17 protein-coding genes are annotated in these 19,895 nt (G+C 44.9%); 3 read left to right on the forward strand and 14 right to left on the reverse strand.

The genetic code is table 11. The features are described 5' to 3' along the window. The first annotated feature begins 23 nt into the window (after positions 1-23). The gene (gene porU2 / locus AC23P2_RS11270; protein ID WP_487773285.1) at positions 24-4,988 is read left to right on the forward strand and encodes a putative type IX secretion system sortase PorU2; all 4,965 of its coding nucleotides are present in this window, start codon (positions 24-26) and stop codon (positions 4,986-4,988) included. A gap of 3 nt (positions 4,989-4,991) precedes the next feature. Here the strand turns inward: porU2 and AC23P2_RS11275 are convergent, their stop codons facing one another. Together AC23P2_RS11275 and AC23P2_RS11280 are read right to left on the reverse strand one after the other, a co-directional pair. Then, positions 4,992-5,723: an esterase family protein gene (locus tag AC23P2_RS11275; RefSeq protein ID WP_487773286.1), complete on the reverse strand. Its 732-nt coding sequence runs from the start codon at positions 5,721-5,723 to the stop codon at positions 4,992-4,994. A 9-nt stretch (positions 5,724-5,732) separates the two neighbouring features. Then, complete coding sequence (locus AC23P2_RS11280; RefSeq protein ID WP_487773287.1) at positions 5,733-6,584, reverse strand: RpnC/YadD family protein; 852 nt, start codon at positions 6,582-6,584, stop codon at positions 5,733-5,735. Between the two features lie 90 nt (positions 6,585-6,674). Between AC23P2_RS11280 and AC23P2_RS11285 the strand changes: the two genes are divergently transcribed. Beyond that, positions 6,675-8,090, forward strand: coding sequence for a high affinity choline transporter 1 (locus tag AC23P2_RS11285; protein WP_487773288.1), 1,416 nt, complete (start codon positions 6,675-6,677; stop codon positions 8,088-8,090). Here AC23P2_RS11285 and AC23P2_RS11290 read toward each other — a convergent pair. From AC23P2_RS11290 to AC23P2_RS11315, 6 genes are all read right to left on the reverse strand, one after another. After that, positions 8,034-8,474 carry an NUDIX domain-containing protein gene (locus AC23P2_RS11290; protein ID WP_487773289.1) on the reverse strand — a complete coding sequence of 147 codons (441 nt, stop codon included), beginning with the start codon at positions 8,472-8,474 and terminating at the stop codon, positions 8,034-8,036. The genes AC23P2_RS11285 and AC23P2_RS11290 overlap by 57 nt on opposite strands. 107 nt (positions 8,475-8,581) lie before the next feature. Further along, complete coding sequence (locus AC23P2_RS11295) at positions 8,582-9,349, reverse strand: TPM domain-containing protein (RefSeq protein WP_487773290.1); 768 nt, start codon at positions 9,347-9,349, stop codon at positions 8,582-8,584. A 10-nt stretch (positions 9,350-9,359) separates the two neighbouring features. Then, complete coding sequence (locus AC23P2_RS11300) at positions 9,360-9,791, reverse strand: TPM domain-containing protein (protein WP_487773291.1); 432 nt, start codon at positions 9,789-9,791, stop codon at positions 9,360-9,362. A gap of 106 nt (positions 9,792-9,897) precedes the next feature. Then, a complete protein-coding gene (locus AC23P2_RS11305; RefSeq protein ID WP_487773292.1) occupies positions 9,898-10,479 on the reverse strand; it encodes a LemA family protein in 582 nt (193 codons plus the stop codon). A gap of 155 nt (positions 10,480-10,634) precedes the next feature. Next, positions 10,635-12,164: a GH3 auxin-responsive promoter family protein gene (locus AC23P2_RS11310; RefSeq protein WP_487773293.1), complete on the reverse strand. Its 1,530-nt coding sequence runs from the start codon at positions 12,162-12,164 to the stop codon at positions 10,635-10,637. A gap of 80 nt (positions 12,165-12,244) precedes the next feature. Continuing rightward, positions 12,245-13,135 carry a glycerophosphodiester phosphodiesterase family protein gene (locus tag AC23P2_RS11315; RefSeq protein ID WP_487773294.1) on the reverse strand — a complete coding sequence of 297 codons (891 nt, stop codon included), beginning with the start codon at positions 13,133-13,135 and terminating at the stop codon, positions 12,245-12,247. Positions 13,136-13,492: 357 nt separating this feature from the next. Here AC23P2_RS11315 and AC23P2_RS11320 point away from each other — a divergent pair, with 357 nt between their 5' ends. Next, positions 13,493-14,647 (forward strand): 2-isopropylmalate synthase, encoded by a 1,155-nt coding sequence (locus AC23P2_RS11320; protein ID WP_487773295.1) that lies wholly within the window; start codon positions 13,493-13,495, stop codon positions 14,645-14,647. Between the two features lie 96 nt (positions 14,648-14,743). Here the strand turns inward: AC23P2_RS11320 and AC23P2_RS11325 are convergent, their stop codons facing one another. The 6 genes from AC23P2_RS11325 to AC23P2_RS11350 all read right to left on the reverse strand — a co-directional run bounded on the left by AC23P2_RS11325 (position 14,744) and on the right by AC23P2_RS11350 (position 19,885). Continuing rightward, positions 14,744-16,348, reverse strand: coding sequence for a GMC family oxidoreductase (locus AC23P2_RS11325; RefSeq protein WP_487773296.1), 1,605 nt, complete (start codon positions 16,346-16,348; stop codon positions 14,744-14,746). Positions 16,349-16,507: 159 nt separating this feature from the next. Beyond that, the gene (locus AC23P2_RS11330) at positions 16,508-17,170 is read right to left on the reverse strand and encodes a hypothetical protein (RefSeq protein ID WP_487773297.1); all 663 of its coding nucleotides are present in this window, start codon (positions 17,168-17,170) and stop codon (positions 16,508-16,510) included. Further along, a complete protein-coding gene (locus tag AC23P2_RS11335; protein ID WP_487773298.1) occupies positions 17,157-17,519 on the reverse strand; it encodes a GntR family transcriptional regulator in 363 nt (120 codons plus the stop codon). Before AC23P2_RS11335 ends, AC23P2_RS11330 begins: the two co-directional genes overlap by 14 nt. A gap of 5 nt (positions 17,520-17,524) precedes the next feature. Continuing rightward, positions 17,525-18,343, reverse strand: coding sequence for a hypothetical protein (locus AC23P2_RS11340; protein WP_487773299.1), 819 nt, complete (start codon positions 18,341-18,343; stop codon positions 17,525-17,527). Between the two features lie 31 nt (positions 18,344-18,374). Next, positions 18,375-19,178, reverse strand: a complete 804-nt coding sequence (locus AC23P2_RS11345) for a hypothetical protein (protein WP_487773300.1) — start codon at positions 19,176-19,178, stop codon at positions 18,375-18,377. Between the two features lie 2 nt (positions 19,179-19,180). Then, positions 19,181-19,885 carry an ABC transporter ATP-binding protein gene (locus AC23P2_RS11350; RefSeq protein WP_487773301.1) on the reverse strand — a complete coding sequence of 235 codons (705 nt, stop codon included), beginning with the start codon at positions 19,883-19,885 and terminating at the stop codon, positions 19,181-19,183. Positions 19,886-19,895 lie beyond the last annotated feature (10 nt).

Genomic DNA, 19,895 nt, shown 5'->3' on the forward strand with positions numbered 1-19,895 from the left:
TTCAATATCAGCGAGTAAAACCCATGAAACTTAAATTTGAGGTAGAGGCGATAATTGCTACGGTTTTCTTTTTTATTGTTGCACACTCAACCAATGCCCAGCGCTACGGCAACGAGTGGATTAATTTTCAGCAAACGTATTTTAAAATTTCTGTTGCTCAAAAAGGGCTTTATCGTATTTCCACCAACGAACTTCGCCAAGCGGGGGTTCCTGTTTCGACCCTCAACCCTACCTCCATTCAATTGTTTTTTCGGGGAACAGAACAGGCCATTTTTATTCAAGGCGAAACCGACAACCGATTAGACGAGAGCGACTACCTTGAGTTTTACGGGGAAGGTAACGACGGTACACAAGACTCTCTCCTCTATCTGCCCCACAGCGCACAACCTCATAAAATTTATAACCTTTACTCGGATACCACCGCCTATTTCCTCACCTGGCGACTCGACGGGCAATCAGGAAAACGAATGGGTTTTTACCAAGAAAATCTGTCAGCTGCGCTCACGCCAGAGCCATTTCACCGCGAAGACCTATTGGTTTCTAACATCGCTAGTTACAATTATACAGGGATGTCAGAAGGGTTAATGTACCCATTAGGTTCACCGAGTGGGGCGCAGAACTCTTTTTATGATTATGGCGAAGGATGGACGGGGCCAGAAATTTCCATCAATAAAAAAAACCAACGGAGATTTACCCTCGAAAATCCCGTCCGAACGGGTTTTCAACCTCAACTTGAGCTGCATTTGATGGGCCGCGACCACCGTTCCCATTTTATCGAAATCAGCGTTGGAAGTGCGGTCAATGCCAATCGGTTGGTGGATACGGTTCGGTTCAGTTACCAAAATGCGTTGTTGGCTCAGTATCCTATTTCATTTTCAGACGTGTCGCTCGATAGCAATCGTATTTCAATTGCCACGATTTCAAGAGGCGGTTTTCCTAACCAAGCCGAAGATGTTTATAGTGTCACTTATTATCGCCTCCGCTACCCCCAACGTTTTGATGTGCTCAATCATCCTCAGAAATACTTTTACCTTTTACCCAATTCTCAAAACAAATCATACCTCGAAATTGCCAATGCCACCGCTACCACACGCTTGTTTGACATCAGCGACAAAAACAACGTAGGCCGTATTGGCTCGACCCTCGACAACACCACCTTAAAAGCCGTAGTTCGCGAAACTGCCTCCGAAAAAACGCTTTTTGCCACGCGTACCTCATTGGCCGTTCCGAGCATACAGCGCGTTTCATTCCGCAACATTGACCCTACCAAAGCCAATTATTTGGTAGTGACACATCGCAACCTTATCAACGTCGCCAAGCAGTTTGGTGGCTACCGAGCATCTGTCGCAGGAGGCAAATACGACACCCTCACCGTGCAGATGGACTTGCTCGTTAATCAATTCAACTACGGTGAGTTTAGTCCGTTGGCAGTGCGTCGTTTTGTACAATTTATGGTCGAAAAAGGGAGTCCCCAATTTTTATTCATTGTAGGACGTACCCAACAAATCGACTTTAACCGTACCAATTCCAACCTTGCGAATGCGGACATGGTGCCAACGTTTGGATGGCCTGGCTCCGACAACCTTTTTTCGCACGGCTTGAAGGGGCAACCCTCGCTCGTACCCGCCCTGCCTACGGGGCGCATTTGGACCGATAATCCCCAAGAAGTGCTCAACTATTTGGAAAAAGTAAAAGAGCACGAAGCGACGCCCATGAACGCCCTTTGGCGAAAAAACATCTTGCATTTGAGTGGCGGTACCAATTCTTTTGAGCAAGGACAATTTTTGGGTATCATGGAGTCTTTCAGGAAAAAAGCCCAAAAAGAGTTTTTAGGTGCCAAAGTAACGACCATCACAAAAAAAACCGACGAAGCCATTGAGTACGTGGGCATTACCAACGAGGTCAACGAAGGAGCAGGGATTATGACGCTGTTTGGGCATTCGGCCCTCAACGTCACCGATATTGATTTGGGCATGGTTTCCAACGACGTGTTTGGTTACCGCAACAAAGGCCGTTATCCGTTGGTATTTGCCAATGGCTGTGTCGTTGGCAATTTTACATTTGGGTACAGCCGAACCTACGCTCAAGACTGGATTACGGCCAAAGACCGCGGAGCGATTCTATTTTTAGCACACTCCAACGTGGCTTACGTCTATTCGTTGAATGATTATGCCAATACCTTTTATAACGTCATGCTGGGTGATAGTACCAACTTCAATCGACCGTTTGGAGAGATTTACCAGCAAATTATCCGTAAAACGTTGGCGCTTTATCCCGAAGACCCCACTTACCAAGCAGACGCCCAACAGATGACGCTTCAAGGCGACCCTGCCGTGGTTATTTTCCCCACCCAAAAACCTGATTATACTGTTAATAGCCAAAGTATTTTGGTTCAAGGTAAAAACGGAGCTACTGTTTCTGCTTTTAGTGACTCGCTCAAAATCAAAGTAGTAGTAACTAATCTGGGGCTTTATCGCAACGAAAAACTACCCATTCGCCTTACCCGTACTACCCGCGACGGCGTCGTTTCGGTCTATGACGCTACCTTTTCAGCTGTTGCTTACCTTGATACACTTTCCTTCAGCCTTCCCCACGACCGTAGCCAAAGCGGCTTGAATCGTTTTGAGGTTCAAATTGATCCCAATGGCGTTTTGGCAGAAAACAGTCGTACGAATAATTTAGCTTCTGTTGAATTAAGTTTACCCGTAGCGGGGGCTTATCCTTTATTACCTGCTGAGTATTCCGTGGTTTCTACGACCGAAAATGGCACGCCAACCACGCTGCTGGTGGCCCAGCAAATAGACAATAGTAACCGAAATTATACCGTTGAAATTGACACGACTGCCCGTTTTGACAGTCCATTCAAACGTACCCAAGCTATCGCCGCAACGGTACTGCCAAGTTGGAAAGTAATACTTCTCAACCGCGATTCAACCACCTATTATTGGCGCATTCGTTACGCCGACCGCCCCGCAAGCAGCGACAATGTCTGGACTGAAAGTTCGTTTACTTTTGTCAAAAATGGCGGAGAAGGTTGGGCACAGCGTCAGCCTTCTCAGTTTACCAAAGCCACTCCATTGGAGGTAAATTTGTCCGTCAACACCCAACCAACTTGGTCGTATAAGACCGTTTCCACCAACGTCAAAGCCGTAGTCGCAGGAAGTTCCGTCGGAGCTTTCAATGAGGGTTACAAAGCGTCACAATTATCCATCAACGACATTTTGCTGGTGGTAGAAGGGAATTGCACGACTTTCGACCAAATAGACAATTGGCGACCTGGTGCCAATCTTGCCGTCACGGCACTTCACCGCGACAACCTTCAAGCGTATTCAGTGATGCCCAGCCGCAATTGCGGAAATCCGCCTTACGTTATGAATACTCTCCGCCAACGTGAGATTGTGAACGATCAACTTTTTAGCAAATGGGTGGACGCAGTTCCTGACGGTGATTGGATTGTGTTGATGACGCTCAACGGTATTCAATTTGATTTATGGCCAGCCTCAGAACTTACTAAGCTAGCTGAGCTTGGACTGACGCAAGCGAGTTTGACACGACTTAAAAGCCCTTATTTACTGATTGTTCAAAAAGGAACCAAACAACCTGTCGTTGAGGTTGTCCCAGACCCCAATGACCTTGCCCCGAGCCTTCGGACACTTACATTGGATAATTTTACCTTAAAAAGTAACAGTGGAAAAGGACAAATTATCTCTTCGTTGGTGGGGCCAGCTAGTCAATGGAAAACGCTAAACTATAAAACAGGACCGCTCACTTCCAACCAAACACAAGCAACCCTGGAAGTGATTGGGATTTCCCTCAACGGCACTGAAAAGGTGTTAAAAACGGGCCTAGCCATGGGGACAGTTTCTCTTCAAGACGTTGACGCCAATATCTATCCTTACCTTCGTTTAAGGCTTCGACTGGCCAATAACGATGCACGGATGAGTACACCTTTGCAATTACGAAATTGGTGGATCAGCTACACGCCCGTTCCCGAAGGAAGTGCCACGGCAAGCCTTAATGGCGCTCTTGAACGTCAAGAAGGCGAAGTTGTCTCAGTCAATGTCTCGTTCAAAAACATCTCTCCCGTCGCTTTTCGCGATTCGCTTGTTGTGCAGCAAACGATTTTTAGCCCCACTGGTGCCCCCCAAATGAGTGAGCGAAAATTGGGTCGCCTGCAACCCAATGAAGAAGCGGCGTTTACCGTTTCAATGCCTACGTTGGGGAAAGGAGGAGATAACCGTTTGTTGGTAACAATAAACCCACGCCGTCAGCCAGAGCAAAACTACGACAACAACACCATCAATCTACCGTTTACAGTTGTACCTGACCGCTTTGCCCCCACACTCGACGTATTTTTTGACGGACAGCGCATCCGCGACGGTGAAGTAGTTTCGGCTACACCAACGATTTTGTTTCAACTCAAAGACGAAAATCGTTTTCTTTTTAAACGAGATACGTTAGGACTGGATTTGTTTCTGCAACGTCCCTCACAAACAGCCTTTCAGCGCATCGCTTTTTCCAGTTCTGTCGTTCGATTTATACCTGCCGACAACCAAAATGTAGCTCGAATTGAATTTCGCCCCGCCACCCTTCCCGACGGAATTTATACCCTTCGTTTTCAAGGTGCCGATGCTACCTTAAACCGAACAGGTATTTATCAAATCAGTTTCCGAGTGATAAATGAACAAAAACTGGTTTCGGTAGAAGCCACTCCCAACCCAGCCAGTGAGCTTGTTAAAGTTTCTTTTACAGTTTCGGGCAAAGAAAATCCTAACGAAGCGACGATTACGCTGGTAGATATGACAGGACGAGCCTTCAAAACCGCTTCGTTTGTTCCACGGGTTGGCTTTAATGAATGGATTTGGACAAATACTACCGACCTACCCGCAGGAACGTACGTGTATCGGGTGACTGTCAAGAAGAACGGAGAAGATATTCCTGTTGCCGACGGAGTCAAGACAACAGGAAAAATCGTGGTGATTCGCTAAAAATCAGAAGCGAGTTTCAAGGTAATAAGGCAACATTTTGCGCCATGACGGCCAATCGTGCGGAATATCGTGTCCCCAAACATCTAACTCATGCGGGATATTTTTGGAGTTCAACACGCTCGAAAGGTAACGTGATGAATCGGGGTCTTCGTAACTGCCCGAGCCTGTGACGATGTGGATGTGGTTACTCGCGCGGTATTTTGCCAAATAGGCTTCGTCCGAAAGGTTGCGCAAATAATGAACAGGCGAGTTGAAATAGACATTATCGTCGTAATGACCTTTGGTGTAGGCCGTTAGGTCATAGCATCCACTCATGGCAAGTACCCCATTAATTAAATCGGGACGACGAAAGAAAAGATTGGCCGAATGTAACGCCCCAAACGACGCACCTGCCGCAATAATCGGCGTATCAGGGCTTGTTTGGCTTTTGATGTACGGAATCACTTCGTTGAAAATGTATTCGTTAAACTGCTGATGACGAACAGCTTTATCCCGCCCACTCATGTGATTGTTCAGCCAACTTTCAGTGTTGATGCTATTGACCGAAAACACTTTTACTTTTCCTTCACTGATAGGTTTCGCAATCGTATCAATGAGTTGAAAACGTTCGTATTCGAGGTAATCAGCGGCGGCAGTTGGAATCATCAATAGAGCGAATCCGTAGTGACCATACACCGCAATTTCCATGTGCTTATTGAGCGATGGACTGTGCCATCCGTCTAAAAAACGTTGCATATTCAGACCTTAGACATTTGGTTTAATTTCTGACTGAATTTCTACTACCACCGACACCTCCACTCCTACAATATCAGCAATTTGTTCTATCGTCAGTAGTTTAGATTGAAGCATTTTGATAATAATACCTTGTTGCTTTTTTTTCATTCCTTTTTCCATTCCCTTCTCCATACCCTTCTCCATTCCCTTCTCCATACCTTTACGGTAGGTATAGAAATCCTCCAGTGAAATATCTGTGATTGGCATATCTTCTAAAAGTTTTAAGGTTGTCTCATCTAAATTACGTATTCCTGACAAAATTACCAACTGATTGGTGTATCGCCCCAAAGAAAAATGGTTTGGCTCCAATTCTTGAAGTTTTGTAATAATGCGATGTGCCACTTCAATGGGTGGAATGTTTTTAAAGTTGGCTAAAATAGCCAGTAATACCTCCTCAGGCGAAGTGCTGTTTAAAAATAGTTCATAATCAAACGACTGAAGACTGCGCTGGTTATACTCAAACTGGCAACTACCAAAATCATACTTTATTTCCCATTTATCTCCTCCATTTTTGGTAAGATATACGATGTATTGTCGTACAGGTAAACGATATTTTCGCAAAAGAAGTGCATAATACTCAAGCATTCGATAAGGCATATCCTTGTCCAATGCTGTCTGAAACTCCAAATGAAGTAGGTAGGGTTCAGAGCCGTCATTAGGCACCACTTTCTTCAAAAAATCAGGTTTTCGCTCTACCGTCAGTTGAATACCATCAGGAAGTTCGATTAAAATATCGACGTCGATGCCCAGTACTCTACGAGCGAGAAAAGGAATTAAATTCTCAATATTTTCTTTAAAAATTTTGTCGTAATCGTTTGCCACAAATGCTGATTTATTGTTTTACTCAAACAAAATTGCAAAAATCAGTTTATGTTCCCAAATTGGTACTCTCTTCATTCCATTGCTTGATTTATGCTTATTTTTTCCATTGGTATATATCTTCTCATCAACGTCGCCGTCGGTTTTTGGGCCTCTCGACGCGTACACAGTACCCAAGATTTTGTGTTGGCTGGGCGTCGTTTACCAATGGGGCTTGCCACTATGGTCACCTTCGCGACTTGGTTTGGTTCCGAAACCATGATGGGCGCTCCCAAAGAATTTATCGAAGGCGGTTTCCTAAATGTCATTGAGGAGCCCTTCGGCGCGGCATTATGTTTGATACTTGTCGGTATATTTTTTGCTCGAACTTTTTATCGTTGGAACATTATTACTTTTTGTGATTTTTTCTTGATGCGTTTTGGTAGGACATCAGAGTTTGTTTCGGCGGTGATGATTATCCCTTCTTATTTTGGTTGGATCGCTGCTCAGTTTGTCGCCATGGGCATCGTTGGGCAAGTGGTGTTTGGGCTACCGTTGAGCACTGGCATCTGGGTTGGCGCCATCCTCGTTATGTTCTATACGTTTATGGGCGGGATGTGGTCAGTGTCTATTACCGACTTTTTACACAATATCATCTTAATTTTTGGGCTTATCATTTTAGCCATCATTCTCTTTTCCAAAACTGGAGGAATCACGCCCGTCACCAGCCAACAGCCTGCCGATTTTTTCCGCATTACCCCCAAAGAAATGAGTTTGCAAAGCTACGCCGAATACGTTGCTGCTTGGATTACGGTAGGTTTAGGCTCTATCCCCCAACAAGATATTTTTCAGCGCGTTATGGCTTCCAAAGATGCCGATACCGCCGTGAAGTCTTCGATTTTTGCAGGAGGGCTTTATCTAACGGTAGCGCTTCTGCCTTTGTTTATCGCCTTAGCAGCCAAAACGCTTTATCCTGAATTGATGAATGGTGATACTTCCCTCATCATCCCCAATATGGTGCTTCAACACGCACCGCTTTGGATTCAGATCTTATTTTTTGGCGCATTGATTTCGGCTTTGTTAAGTACAAGTAGCGGAGCGATTTTGGCCCCTGCGGCAGTATTGGGCGAAAACCTTGTCAAACCCTATCTTCCCAACCTATCTGACACTCGCCTTTTGCTTGTCATTCGTTTAGGCGTTGTTTTCGTGACGTTTGCTTCTATTTGGATGGCACAAACACGGCAAGATATTTTTGAATTAGTGGGAGAATCATCGGCCTTTAGTTTGGTCTCTCTTTTTGTACCACTCACTTTTGGACTTTATTGGAAACGCGCTAATGCTGTAGGATGTATGGCGTCCATGATTCTTGGGCTTGCCGTTTGGGTGGCGTGTGCGTTTGTGTGGAAAACAACGTTTCCTGCCATTCTCTACGGAACAGCTGCAAGCTTGTTGGGAATGCTTGTGGGATCCTTATTAACTAAAAAAAGGCTGGTTGATTTGCCCGATGTAGGGATGGGGCGGGCTACCTAGTAATCCATCTTGAATGTATTGCCCAACGTTGGGATACAGATTCAACTGATGAAGAACATTGATGGGCTTCCAACAAATTTCCAAGGCCGTCGTCTCGTTGGGATTCAGTCGCGGGATTCCTCCGATGATTTGAGCCCCAAAAATCACATGAAGCACATCGTCTTTTTGATGCGACAGTAGCACCTCACCCGAAAAAAGCATTCCCTGAATTTCTACCTCGATTCCTAACTCTTCGCTTAGTTCACGTTCAATCGTCTGTGGGAGGGTTTCGCCACGGTCGGGGTTGCCACCAGGCAAAGCAAATACGTCATTGCCGCTGTAGTTATAGCGCAGCAAAAGCAAATGATTATTTTCAATAATAAGCGCCGCAGGCCGTACTTTCATAAGGACTTTTTTTGGGTATTCTTTCGGTTGTGAGCAACCGAAAACATGGTTATTACAAAAGGAAACGCAGTTTTATTCGACACTCTGCACTCCCCAATTCGACATTTCTAATAATCTCCTCCAGCGCCCCCACCGCCAAAGTCTCCCCCGCCAAAACCACCAAAGCTCGAACCACCGCCACCGCCGCCGCTATTGCCCCAGTTGCCCGACGAACTTCCCCAGCCCGTGTAGGTCGTGTACGGATACCATCCGCCGCCGCGTCGGCTTATGCCGCCACCGCCGCCTTTATTGGCTTTGGAAATGATGATAATAATAATGATGACAATGATGATTAGGAAAATAATAACACCCAAGGGAAACTCTCCATCGCCGCCCTCGGTGCCGTCCGACTTGTATTCACCTGCTGTATATTTGATGATTTCATCCGTTCCACGGTCAAGGCCACGGTAATACATCTTTTGTTTAAACTCAGGGGATATAACCGTCGAAATAATCCGTTTGGCAATTGCATCGGGCAAAGCCCCTTCTACCCCACGACCCGTGGCAATAAAAATTTTACGGTCGTCCGACGCCCACAACAACACTACGCCATTGTCTTTGTCTTTTTGTCCAACTCCCCAACGTCGTCCCAGCTCAAACGCATAATCACCTGGAGGATAAGGCAACGTTGATTTCACAATCACCACCGTAATTTGGGTCGAAGTGGAATCATTAAAAACCCGCAGTTTTTGTTCGAGGGTTTCACGTTCTGTCCCGTTTAGCATACCAGCGTAATCGTTGACCAAACGCCGTGGGTTCATCGGTTCGGGAATGTCTTGTGCCCAAACACGAATGGTACACAAGGTTATCAGTAAAAGAAAAAAGAAATGACGCATTGGAAAAAAGTTACCCGAACGAAATATCGTCGGAGAGTTCGTTGATGTCGTTTGCTTGGCGAGGGAAAAACGTTTTCAGTTGCTCACCTGCCAACTGAATCCCTTGACTGAGACCTTCCGCAAATTCATTTTTTTTGAAATGAGCTCGCATTGTATCGCGCACATTATTCCAGAAGTTATCAGGAACGCGTTCGTTGATGCCTTTGTCACCCAGCACGGCAAACTTTCGGTCGTCTGTTGCCAAATAAAACAGCACCCCGTTTTTCAAATCGGTGCGGTGCATTCCAAGGTCCGCAAAGACTTGCTTGGCGCGTTCGAGTACATTCTCTTCGAGGCAATTGGTCTCAATATGGACACGTACCTCACCCGAAGTTACCAATTCGGCCGAACGAATTGCCGCCACGACTAGCTCTTGTTGGGAAGGAGTCAAAAGAAGAGACATGAACAATGTACGGTTTAGAGTTTACAAGTTTACGGTTAGGAAACATACCTTCCCGAAAGTTTCGAATCTTTCGGGAAGGTAATGGAGTCTTTCGGAAGAAACGAAATTAGAATTTCACCGTAGGTGCCGTTTGCGCTGCTTGAGAAGCTTCAAAATAGCCCTTTTGCGCAAAGCCAAACATACCAGCAAAAATGTTGGCAGGGAACGTACGTACCGATTGGTTATAGCCTTTTACAACTTCATTGAAACGGTCACGCTCAACTTTGATACGGTTTTCAGTTCCTTCTAACTGCGCCTGCAATTCCAAAAAGTTTTGATTGGCTTTTAGTTGTGGATACTGCTCTACCGATACCAAAAGGCGCGAAAGTGTTCCGCTCAATTGGTCTTGGGCCGCCTGAAACTTCTGCATATTTTCAGGAGTCAACTCATCTGGCTTCAACTGGATAGACGTAGCTTTTGAACGCGCTTCAATCACTGCGGTAAGCGTGCTTTTTTCAAAATCAGCCGCTCCTTTGACCGTATTTACTAAGTTAGGAATCAAATCTGCACGACGTTGGTAGGCGCTTTGTACGTTGGCCCAAGCATTGTTGACAGTTTCGTCTTTGCTCACGAGGCCATTGTAAGTACTACAGCCGTACATTCCAAAAATGGCAAGGACGACAATGACAATTAATGTGGTTTTTGACATGGTTTTGTTAGGTTTTAGTTAACGGTTGCAAAGTTGTATAATTCTAAAATTTCTGGTGGACTATTTACACCGATGGTCTGTTTTCGTGGCAAAATAGGCTTTTTACGTTTCAAAAAAATGACCAAACCTAGTTTTCGGTTTTACCTTCGGTTCATTTACTCCATTTGATACACCATTTGTAAAATTCCTTCTAAGTACTCCCGCGAATTACTCAAGCGTGGTACTTTATTTTGGCCTCCTAATTTTCCTCGACGTCCCATCCATTCATAAAATGTGCCCGACGGAACATTGTGCATGAGCGGCGCCAACAACGCAAGGTCTTGATAACGCTTGGCATCGTAGTCTGAGTTCACTTCCCGAAGGCGTTTGTCCAACAAATGACAGAACTTTTGCCAGTCGGACGGGGCCGTACTAAATTCAATCACCCATTCGTGGCGGCCTTTACTGCCATCGTCCATATAAACAGGTCCTGCGGTGTAATCATTGATCACGGCTCCCGTGTTTTCACAAGCAAACGTAACAGCTTCATCGGCATTTTCGATGATGACTTCTTCGCCAAAAGCGTTGATAAAGTGCTTGGTACGGCCGCTAATTTTGATACGGAAAGGGTATTTTGAGGTAAACTTAATGGTATCACCAATCTGATAGCGCCACAAACCACTGTTGGTCGAAATAATGAGCGCGTAGTTTTTGTCCAACTCTACTTCATCCAGCGTAACGGCTTTGGGGTGAGGCTTGTCCCACTCTTCTACGGGGACAAATTCATAAAAAATACCATAATCGAGCATCAACAGCATTTCTCCTGGGTGGGCAAGGTCGTCTTGCACCGCAAAAAATCCTTCCGAAGCGTTGTACGTCTCCATGTAGGTTACTTTGTCGCTTGGAAAGTATTTTTTCATAAACAGCTCACGGTAAGGCTGAAAGGCAACGGCTCCGTGGATAAATACCTCAAAATTAGGCCATATATCGAGCATGTGCTGCGCTCCACGTTCTTCCATGATGCGATCGAGCAGCACAATCGTCCAAGTCGGTACCCCCAATATACTTGTTACATTTTCGTTGCCACAGATTTCAGCCATCTTGACCAATTTCTCTTCCCATTTGTCCATCAAAGCAATTTCGATGGGTGGCGTGCGAATGTAATCGGCCCACGCGGGTAAATTCCGCATAATCACCGCCGACACATCGCCTACCATTCCGCCCTCGCTGTTGAAGGGATTATCGTGCAAACTTCCACCAATCGACAACCCTTTTCCTTCAAAAACCAACGTCCCTGGCCGATTTTGGGCGTACAGCGTCATCACATCGCGACCACCTCGGTAGTGGCACTCCTCTAACGATTCGGGCGTGATGGGTAAATATTTACTACGGGCATTGGTCGTTCCCGACGATTTTGAAAACCATTCTACATCCGACGGCCAAAGGACGTTTTGGTCGCCGTGCAACACCCGCTCAATCGACGGATACAAGTCTTCGTAGCTCGAAATCGGTACGCGTTCTTGGTATTGTTTGATGGTTTGAATGGAATCATAGCGGTACTTTCGCCCCCAATCGGTATAGCGAGACGCTTCCAGTAAATCGTGGAATACTTTGTACTGAACCTCGATGGGATTCGCCTTGAAGTGTTCGATACGCTCGGCGCGACGCTTCATAAAAAAGACCATTATGTCGTTCAGTAGAGACACAGAAAATCGGGTTTAATTTTCTCAAACATAAATAAAAGCAATGAATCATACACTACCCTCCTAATGGGTTCTGGTAAAAATCAGGATTTCGGGATCCGATTGGGGTAGTCCGTAATAATGCCATCCACGCCCATGGCCTTGACTTTACGCATTTCTTCGGTCGTATTTATCGTCCAAGGCACCACTTGCATTCCCATCTTGTGTAGTTGTTGTACCCGCTCCGTCGAAAGCAATAAATAGTAAGGGCTGTAAATTTCGGGGGTGAACCCTAAATCTTCTATATTTTTTTCAATCCCTTTGGCATTGGCTACCAGCGCCGACAAGGCTACTTTTTTGTACTTGCCCGCGTCAATTTGTTTCTTCCAATGTTTTAAAACGTTAAAATCAAAACTTTGAAGAACAACCCGTTCGGGTGGCAATTGAGCCATGATTTCTTGATAGACCAAGTCCGAAAACTCCGCAGGTTGTGGCTGCGACTTATCGTATTCCTTTTCTTCGCTCTTGATTTCGATGTTGTATAAAAAAAACGGCAGTTTATTTTTAACTCGGTACGCCTCCACCGCTTCAATCATCTCGCTTAAAAGCGGCTTATACGTTTTCTGTTTTTGTTGTTCCAAAAAGCTCGCATTGCCATTACTTCCTACATCATAGCGTTTGATTTCGTCGTAGGTAAGGTCATACAACACAATTTTGGGACTTTTTGGCACGGGCGTCCCATCGGGTTTTATCGAAAAATCAGGATGAAAATAAGGGTCGTGCGAAACGACTACTTTCTTATCTTTAGAAATAACGACATCCAATTCTAAGGTATTCACTCCATAATCGAGTGCTTTGAGAAACGCAGGAATGGTGTTTTCGGGCATCAATCCGCGGCAGCCACGGTGGCCTTGCCAATTGAAAAGTGGCGTTTGGGCAAAGGTAACTTCCATACCAATAGTTAGGAGAAAAATAAATAAAAAGCGGGGTTTCATCTGATTCTGGAATGTATGTCTTTTACAAAACTAGGTATTTCTGCTTTATTTGTAGAAAAATAGGAAAATCTACTACAAGAACAAAATTTATATACCGCTACATTTTTTTTGAAAACTTTTTGCACCAAAAAATTATTCCGCTATTTTTGTAGAAGAAATACGCGTACAGCGAAAATTCGCAACACAATTTATGACATTACAACCTAATAATATGCTCGGTCTTCTCCTCACACACGTCATGTGAGAAAGGAAACCTTTGTAGTAAAAAGGCCCTTTCTCACGTTGAGAAAGGGTTTTTTGTGAATAAAAATCCCAAAAGTTGAAATCTAACCAATTTATAATTTCTCTTTACACACAATGAGCCAAAAAGTCCAAATTTTCGACACCACGTTGCGGGACGGCGAGCAAGTGCCTGGCTGCCAATTGACAACCGATGAAAAGATTGTGGTAGCACAACAACTCGAAAAACTGGGTGTTGATATCATCGAGGCGGGCTTTCCTGTTTCGAGCCCTGGTGATTTTCGTTCGGTGGTAGAAATTTCAAAAGCTGTTCGTCAGCCTGTTATTTGCGCCCTTTCACGCGCCGTAAAAGGGGATATTGATGCCGCTGGAGAAGCCCTCAAATATGCTCAACGCGGACGGATTCACACGGGACTTGGTTCGTCCGATATTCACATTCAGCACAAATTCAACAGCACGCGTGAGAAAATCGTAGAACAAGCGATTGGCGCCGTAAAACACGCCAAATCGTACGTGGAGGATGTGGAGTTTTATTGTGAAGATGCGGGACGTGCGGATGTAGCTTTCTTGGCCCATTTGGTAGAATCGGTCATTAAAGCAGGCGCTACGGTAGTAAATATCCCAGATACAACAGGCTATTGTTTGCCTAACGAGTACGGCGATAAAATTAAGTATATCTTTGAAAATACATCGAATGCTCACCTTGCGACCATTTCGATTCACTGCCACAATGACCTTGGGTTAGCAACAGCCAACTCACTCGCAGGTATCATGAATGGAGCACGTCAGGTAGAGGTAACGATGAACGGCATTGGCGAACGGGCTGGTAATACGTCGTTGGAAGAAGTCGTAATGGCGCTCAACGTACACAAAGAGTTAGGATACGAAACGGGCATCAATACTCAGTTGCTTTTCCCTACAAGTCAGTTGGTGTCAAAAATGATGCGTATGCCAATACAAGCCAACAAGGCGATTGTGGGGCGTAACGCGTTTGCGCACTCTTCAGGTATTCACCAAGATGGTTTCTTGAAGCATACCTTGAACTACGAAATCATGAGCCCTAACGACGTAGGCGTAGATAAATCTATGATTGTCTTGACGGCACGTAGCGGTCGCCACGCGTTAAAGCACCGCTTGGAATTGTTGGGTTACACCTTCGACAAACCAACATTGGACGTTATTTACAAGCAGTTTTTGGACGTAGCCGACATCAAAAAGGAAGTAAACGACAAGGATTTAGTAGAACTTGCTCGTGAGGTTGTAGTGGCTTAACCGAAAAATATAAAACTGTAAAAACCGATAAACCGCAAAAGTGGCGATTAAGCTTATTTTTGCGGTTTTACATTTTGCAGTTTTCCAGTTCGTACTTTATCCTTCCTCCAAAATCAAATCAGCGGCTTTTTCGCCAATCATAATACAAGCGGCGTTGGTGTTTCCTGCAATGATACGCGGCATAATCGACGCATCAGCCACTCGCAACCCTTCAATACCGTGTACCCGCAATTGACTGTCCACCACAGCCATTTCGTCGTTGCCCATTTTGCACGTACCGACGGGGTGATACACCGTCTCTAGCAACGTTTTGATGTGTAAAATAAGTGCCTCGTCGGAACTACGTTGAAGCGGAAGAATTACTTCTTTTCTCACCACATCAAATGCCTTGGCATCCATAATTTCCAGCGCTTTTTTAGTACCTTTCAATAGCGTTACCACGTCTTCTTCTTCCGATAAAAAACGAGGGTCAATCAGTGGCGCATCCAACGGATTTGGCGAATGAAGCCCCACATAACCAACACTTTTGGGCTTGAGGAGCGTCGGTAAAATGGTAAAACCGCTGGTATGCGGAAAGGTATCGATGTTGTAAAAATCGGCTTTCCCGTCGTTGCCCATATGTACTGGTGCAAAATGAAACTGAAAATCGACGGGGTCGGGGCCCGAATGAATTTTGGTAAAGGCATTGGCTTCCAACGGACTAATCGTCATCGGCCCTTTTTTCATAAACACATACTGCGCCAACCCTTTGACTTGGCCCCAAACGGATAAATAATCGTTGGCGGTCGCAACATTTGCCAAGGCACTCACTCCCGTAAACAGGTGATCTTGAAGGTTTTTCCCCACTCCTGGCAAATGCTTTTTAGCTTGGATTCCTTGTTTCTTTAATTCGTCTTTATCACCGATTCCTGACAACATCAAAATTTGGGGAGAGTTAAAAGCCCCTGCCGACAAGATGATTTCTTTTTTGGCAAACGCTTTTTCGGTGGTGTTTTTTCCTGTCAAAAACTCTACGCCTACCGTACGGTCGTTGTCCAAAATGATTTGCGTTGTATGTGCAAACGTGATGACTTTCAGGTTGGAACGCTTCAAACTAGGCTTCAAAAAAGCGGCGGCTGTACTCCAGCGTTTTTGGTCTTTGATGGTAAATTGAAACAAACTCGTTCCTGCTTGCTCGGCACCGTTGTAATCGGGGTTTTCGGGGATGCCTTTTTCGGCGCAGGCTTTGACAAACGCATCGGCTACAGGCGTACGATAGCCCGTCGCGTACGTGATATTGAGCGGGCCGCCCTGCCCGTGGTACTCGTTGTGAATCTGCTCGTTGTGTTCCGATTTTTTAAAATAAGGCAGCACGTCTTGGTAGCTCCAGCCTTCGTTGCTCATCGCTGCCCATTGGTCATAGTCGGCGCGGTTGCCTCTCACGTACGCCATGGCATTGGTGGAGCTACTTCCTCCCAAGGCTTTTCCGCGCGGTAAATACATTTTTCGATTGAGTACGTGCGGTTGAGGCTCGGTTTCAAATCCCCAGTCAACTTCTGTGCGATTGAGTTTAGAATAGGCCGCAGGAATATGAATTTCCATTTTTTTGTCAGGCCCCCCAGCTTCTAAAAGCAATACTTGAATCGCTGGATTGGCCGAAAGGCGATGCGCCAACACACAACCTGCCGAGCCCGCCCCGATGATGATGTAATCGAATGTCATTTCCGTGAAAAGGGTTTATTTTTCAGGAAATGTACTGTTTTTTGTTGGTTTTTCACAAATCACTTTCTCTCATCTGGTTGTGAGTAACCAGAAGCACCTGCGCGCGGGGCCCAAATTCCATTTGGGTCCCCAACGGCCCAGCGTCTCCGACGCCAACAGCTATTTTTGTAAATTCTTCCAAACTTTACCCGACAGGGTTACTTCACTGCTGTCTGATTGTGTAGCCAAACGAATTTTTTTCACGACTGTACCAGCATCCTCTAACCCAGCTTTATCCTTCAAACTGACCACCAAATTATTGATTTCGCTACCCTCCACCAGTCTAAGTTTTGAGATGTCTTCTACCTGAGCGTTGACATTTCCCCATGTTCCTTTTTCTAGCGCACACACGCTATTTTTCTTAATCAACAACGATGCATCCATCGGCTTTGCCGTAACAATACTGACATTTGAATCGTACAACTCAATGGCAGGCATTTCGGGGAAGTATAATTCACAAAAATTGATGTCATCGTACCGCCCCGTGACGGCTGAGATTTCGAGCGTATCTCCTTTTTTACTATAACTAAAACCTACCCGACGATAATCGTGGCGGAAACCTTGTTTGCTGCTTCCAAGATGCAATACAAAGCGAATGCCATTGGCTTTTAGAACTTTTATTGGCGTGTTTTCGATTCTAAACGCTTCAAAAATTGTGTGCGCTTTCTTTTGTTTTTCGGTCAGCTGCTCTAAATAGGCGCTTTTGTACCCAAATACTAAAAGTGCCTGAACAACCAAGGTGATAATGACCGTCGCACTTAGCAATTTATTAGATGTTTTCATGTTCGTAAAATCGTTTTTCGAGTTCTTCAAAACTCATTTTTAGTAAGCGAATTTGTTTGAAAAAAATCGGTAACTCGTTCTGGATAAACGTCTCTTTACGCCAGGTAAGGTAATTTTGTTCGCCGTTGGGGGTCACAAAATAGCCCAATCCGCGTTTGGTAAAAATTACCTCCTGCGTTTGTAAAAAATCGTACGTACGCTGCACCGTGTTGGGATTTACCTCCAATTGCACGGCCAATTCCCGAATCGACGGAATCTTGTCATCGGGTTTCCAGCGTTGGGTCAAAATCTGCTCGCCGATGTGTTCGGCGATTTGCAGATAAATAGGGATTTGGTTATGAAAATTCATGGCTGTTAAACTTCTTTTTCTTTGATTTTCAAATAAGTAACCACCCACAAGATGAGGGGTAAACACCCCACCCACCAAACCAAGTAAGGCAACTCAAGCGTTGAGCCAAATTGGATATGAAGTTTGGAAATGGTTCGTACACTGGCGTATATAAAACCTGGATAAGGGGACGTGACTACTTTGTCGGCATTTGGTAAAATTGCGGTTAGTACCTCTTGCTGAAACGTATAAAGAAATAGCACCGTTCCTACGCCAATAGCCAACGTTTTGAAAAAGCTATATTTTCTAAAAATCACACTTCCCAACATAAACGCTCCTGAAAATCCCAAAACCCCAATCGCTAAAATTGTTTCGACTACATTCCGAAATGCCTTCGTATAATCCATTCTGATAATTGCTTTAGGAAAAGTCGAAAGGATAAACGGAGTTGCAAAGAACCACGTTACACGCCATAAAATAGCCGTTATTATCAAGCTTAAAGGGATAGTAAGAAGCCAAGCGAAACAAAATCGTTCAAAGGGGGAGACGGGTAAGGTTAGAGAAAATAAAGTTTTGGAAGAAGAAGAAAAATAAGAATAAGCGTAGCTTCCTGTAATCCAAGTGGCTATTACGGCAGAGTTAAAAAGCCCAGCAAAAGAGTTTAAATTATAGGTTTTCAACTGGTCATAATAAAATTTATTCTCCAATGGCTTACACGTCAGATAAATGAATACCAACTGCATCAATACAATACCTACCGTAAACAGCGCATACACTTTCCAGTTTTCACGAAATTCTTTTCGGGCATACCACCCAAATCGTCGAATATCAAATAAGTCGTTCATAATCAATGAGATTAATTTGTTTTAAAATCCTCTACACTTCTCGTTCTTTCATTTTGAGAAACACAATGACGTACAAACAAATCGGCAAACACAGTACCCACCAGCCTTGGTAGATGTTTTCATACAGAGAATGAATCCGCTCTACGGTAATCCCTGCTTCACTTCGTACTGTAATCGTAGGAGCTACCCAAGGGGCTGGTGTAGGATACCGCAGCCCTTCGGCAGGAAATAAGGCACGCAGTAAATACCCTTGCCCCCATTTGAGGATGACAAGCCCCGACAGCAGTAAAATCCCTATTGTTTTCAGGAAATTGAGTTTTCCCAAAGTCATGGCTCCCAGCATAAAAACCGCCGAACTAGTCAAAGTAAAAATGGAGAAGTAGGAGCCATCGTTCCAGTAGGCTAAATCAGTGTTGATTGGCAAGTTAGGGATGTCTTGCCGCCATTGCTCGATGACTAACAACCAGCTGAGTTTCCAAACAACGAAGCAAACAAGCATCGGAATTGGAACCGATACCAACCACGCATACAGCCAACGTTCAAGGTTGGACACGGGCAATAGCAATGTCCTCAACCGCTCATTAGTTTGTGAGAACCCTTTCAGGCTAAATACACTGCTTACCCAGACCAACAGACCCATTGTTATAATCAAAGAAGGGTAGATGTCTATGGGAGCCTTGATGTATTGTGCAGGTAATTTAGGGCTTTCCGAATAAATAAAATAAGCCATCAAGGCCATCATTCCCACTAGCCCCAACGCATAAGCTTTCCAGTTTTCTCGAAACTCCCTTTGGGCATACCACCCAAATCGACGAATATTAAATACATCGCTCATAATCAGTGAAATTGAATAACTTCTTGGAACAAACTTTCGAGATTAGGCTGTGCGGTGGCCTTATCGGCTAAGGCATTGAGGTCTTCGTTATAGACAATTTTTCCTTGGTGAAGAATCAAAACAGCGTCTATCAAGCTATCCAAATCGCGTACTTGGTGGGTCGAAATCACGAGACAACGTTCATCGGTCATTGCACCTGCTACCAATTTTCGGAAGGTACTTTTTGAAGGGATGTCCAAGCCATTGGTAGGTTCGTCCATCAAGACCAATGGTACGTTGGTCGCCAAGGCAAAGCTAATGACGACCTTTTTACGTTGTCCAAACGATAGTTTAGAAAAGATTTGTTCCGCTGGGACGTGAAACTCTTTTAGGTAATCGAAAAACAGGGATTTATCAAAATTTGGGTAAAAAACACCGTACGTATCTGCGTACCGCGCTGCTGTTGTGTGGGGCAAATGAGGCTCATCGGCCACAAAATACAGCTGACTCATAAATGAAGGCTTGCGGTGACGGGGCTCGTGCTCCAATACGTTACACATCCCTCCTTTGGGAAAAACCAACCCTGCCAGTAGTTTGAGTAAGGTCGTTTTACCCACCCCGTTTTCCCCCAAAAGCCCATAAATATGCCCTGGCTGCAAGTGCATTGTTAACCCCGAGAACAGAGGTTTCTTTTCATAGCTGAACGAAATAGCGTCTAAATGTATCATGGAGTGCTTG

This window comes from Runella sp. R0.1_18 (assembly GCF_057652155.1).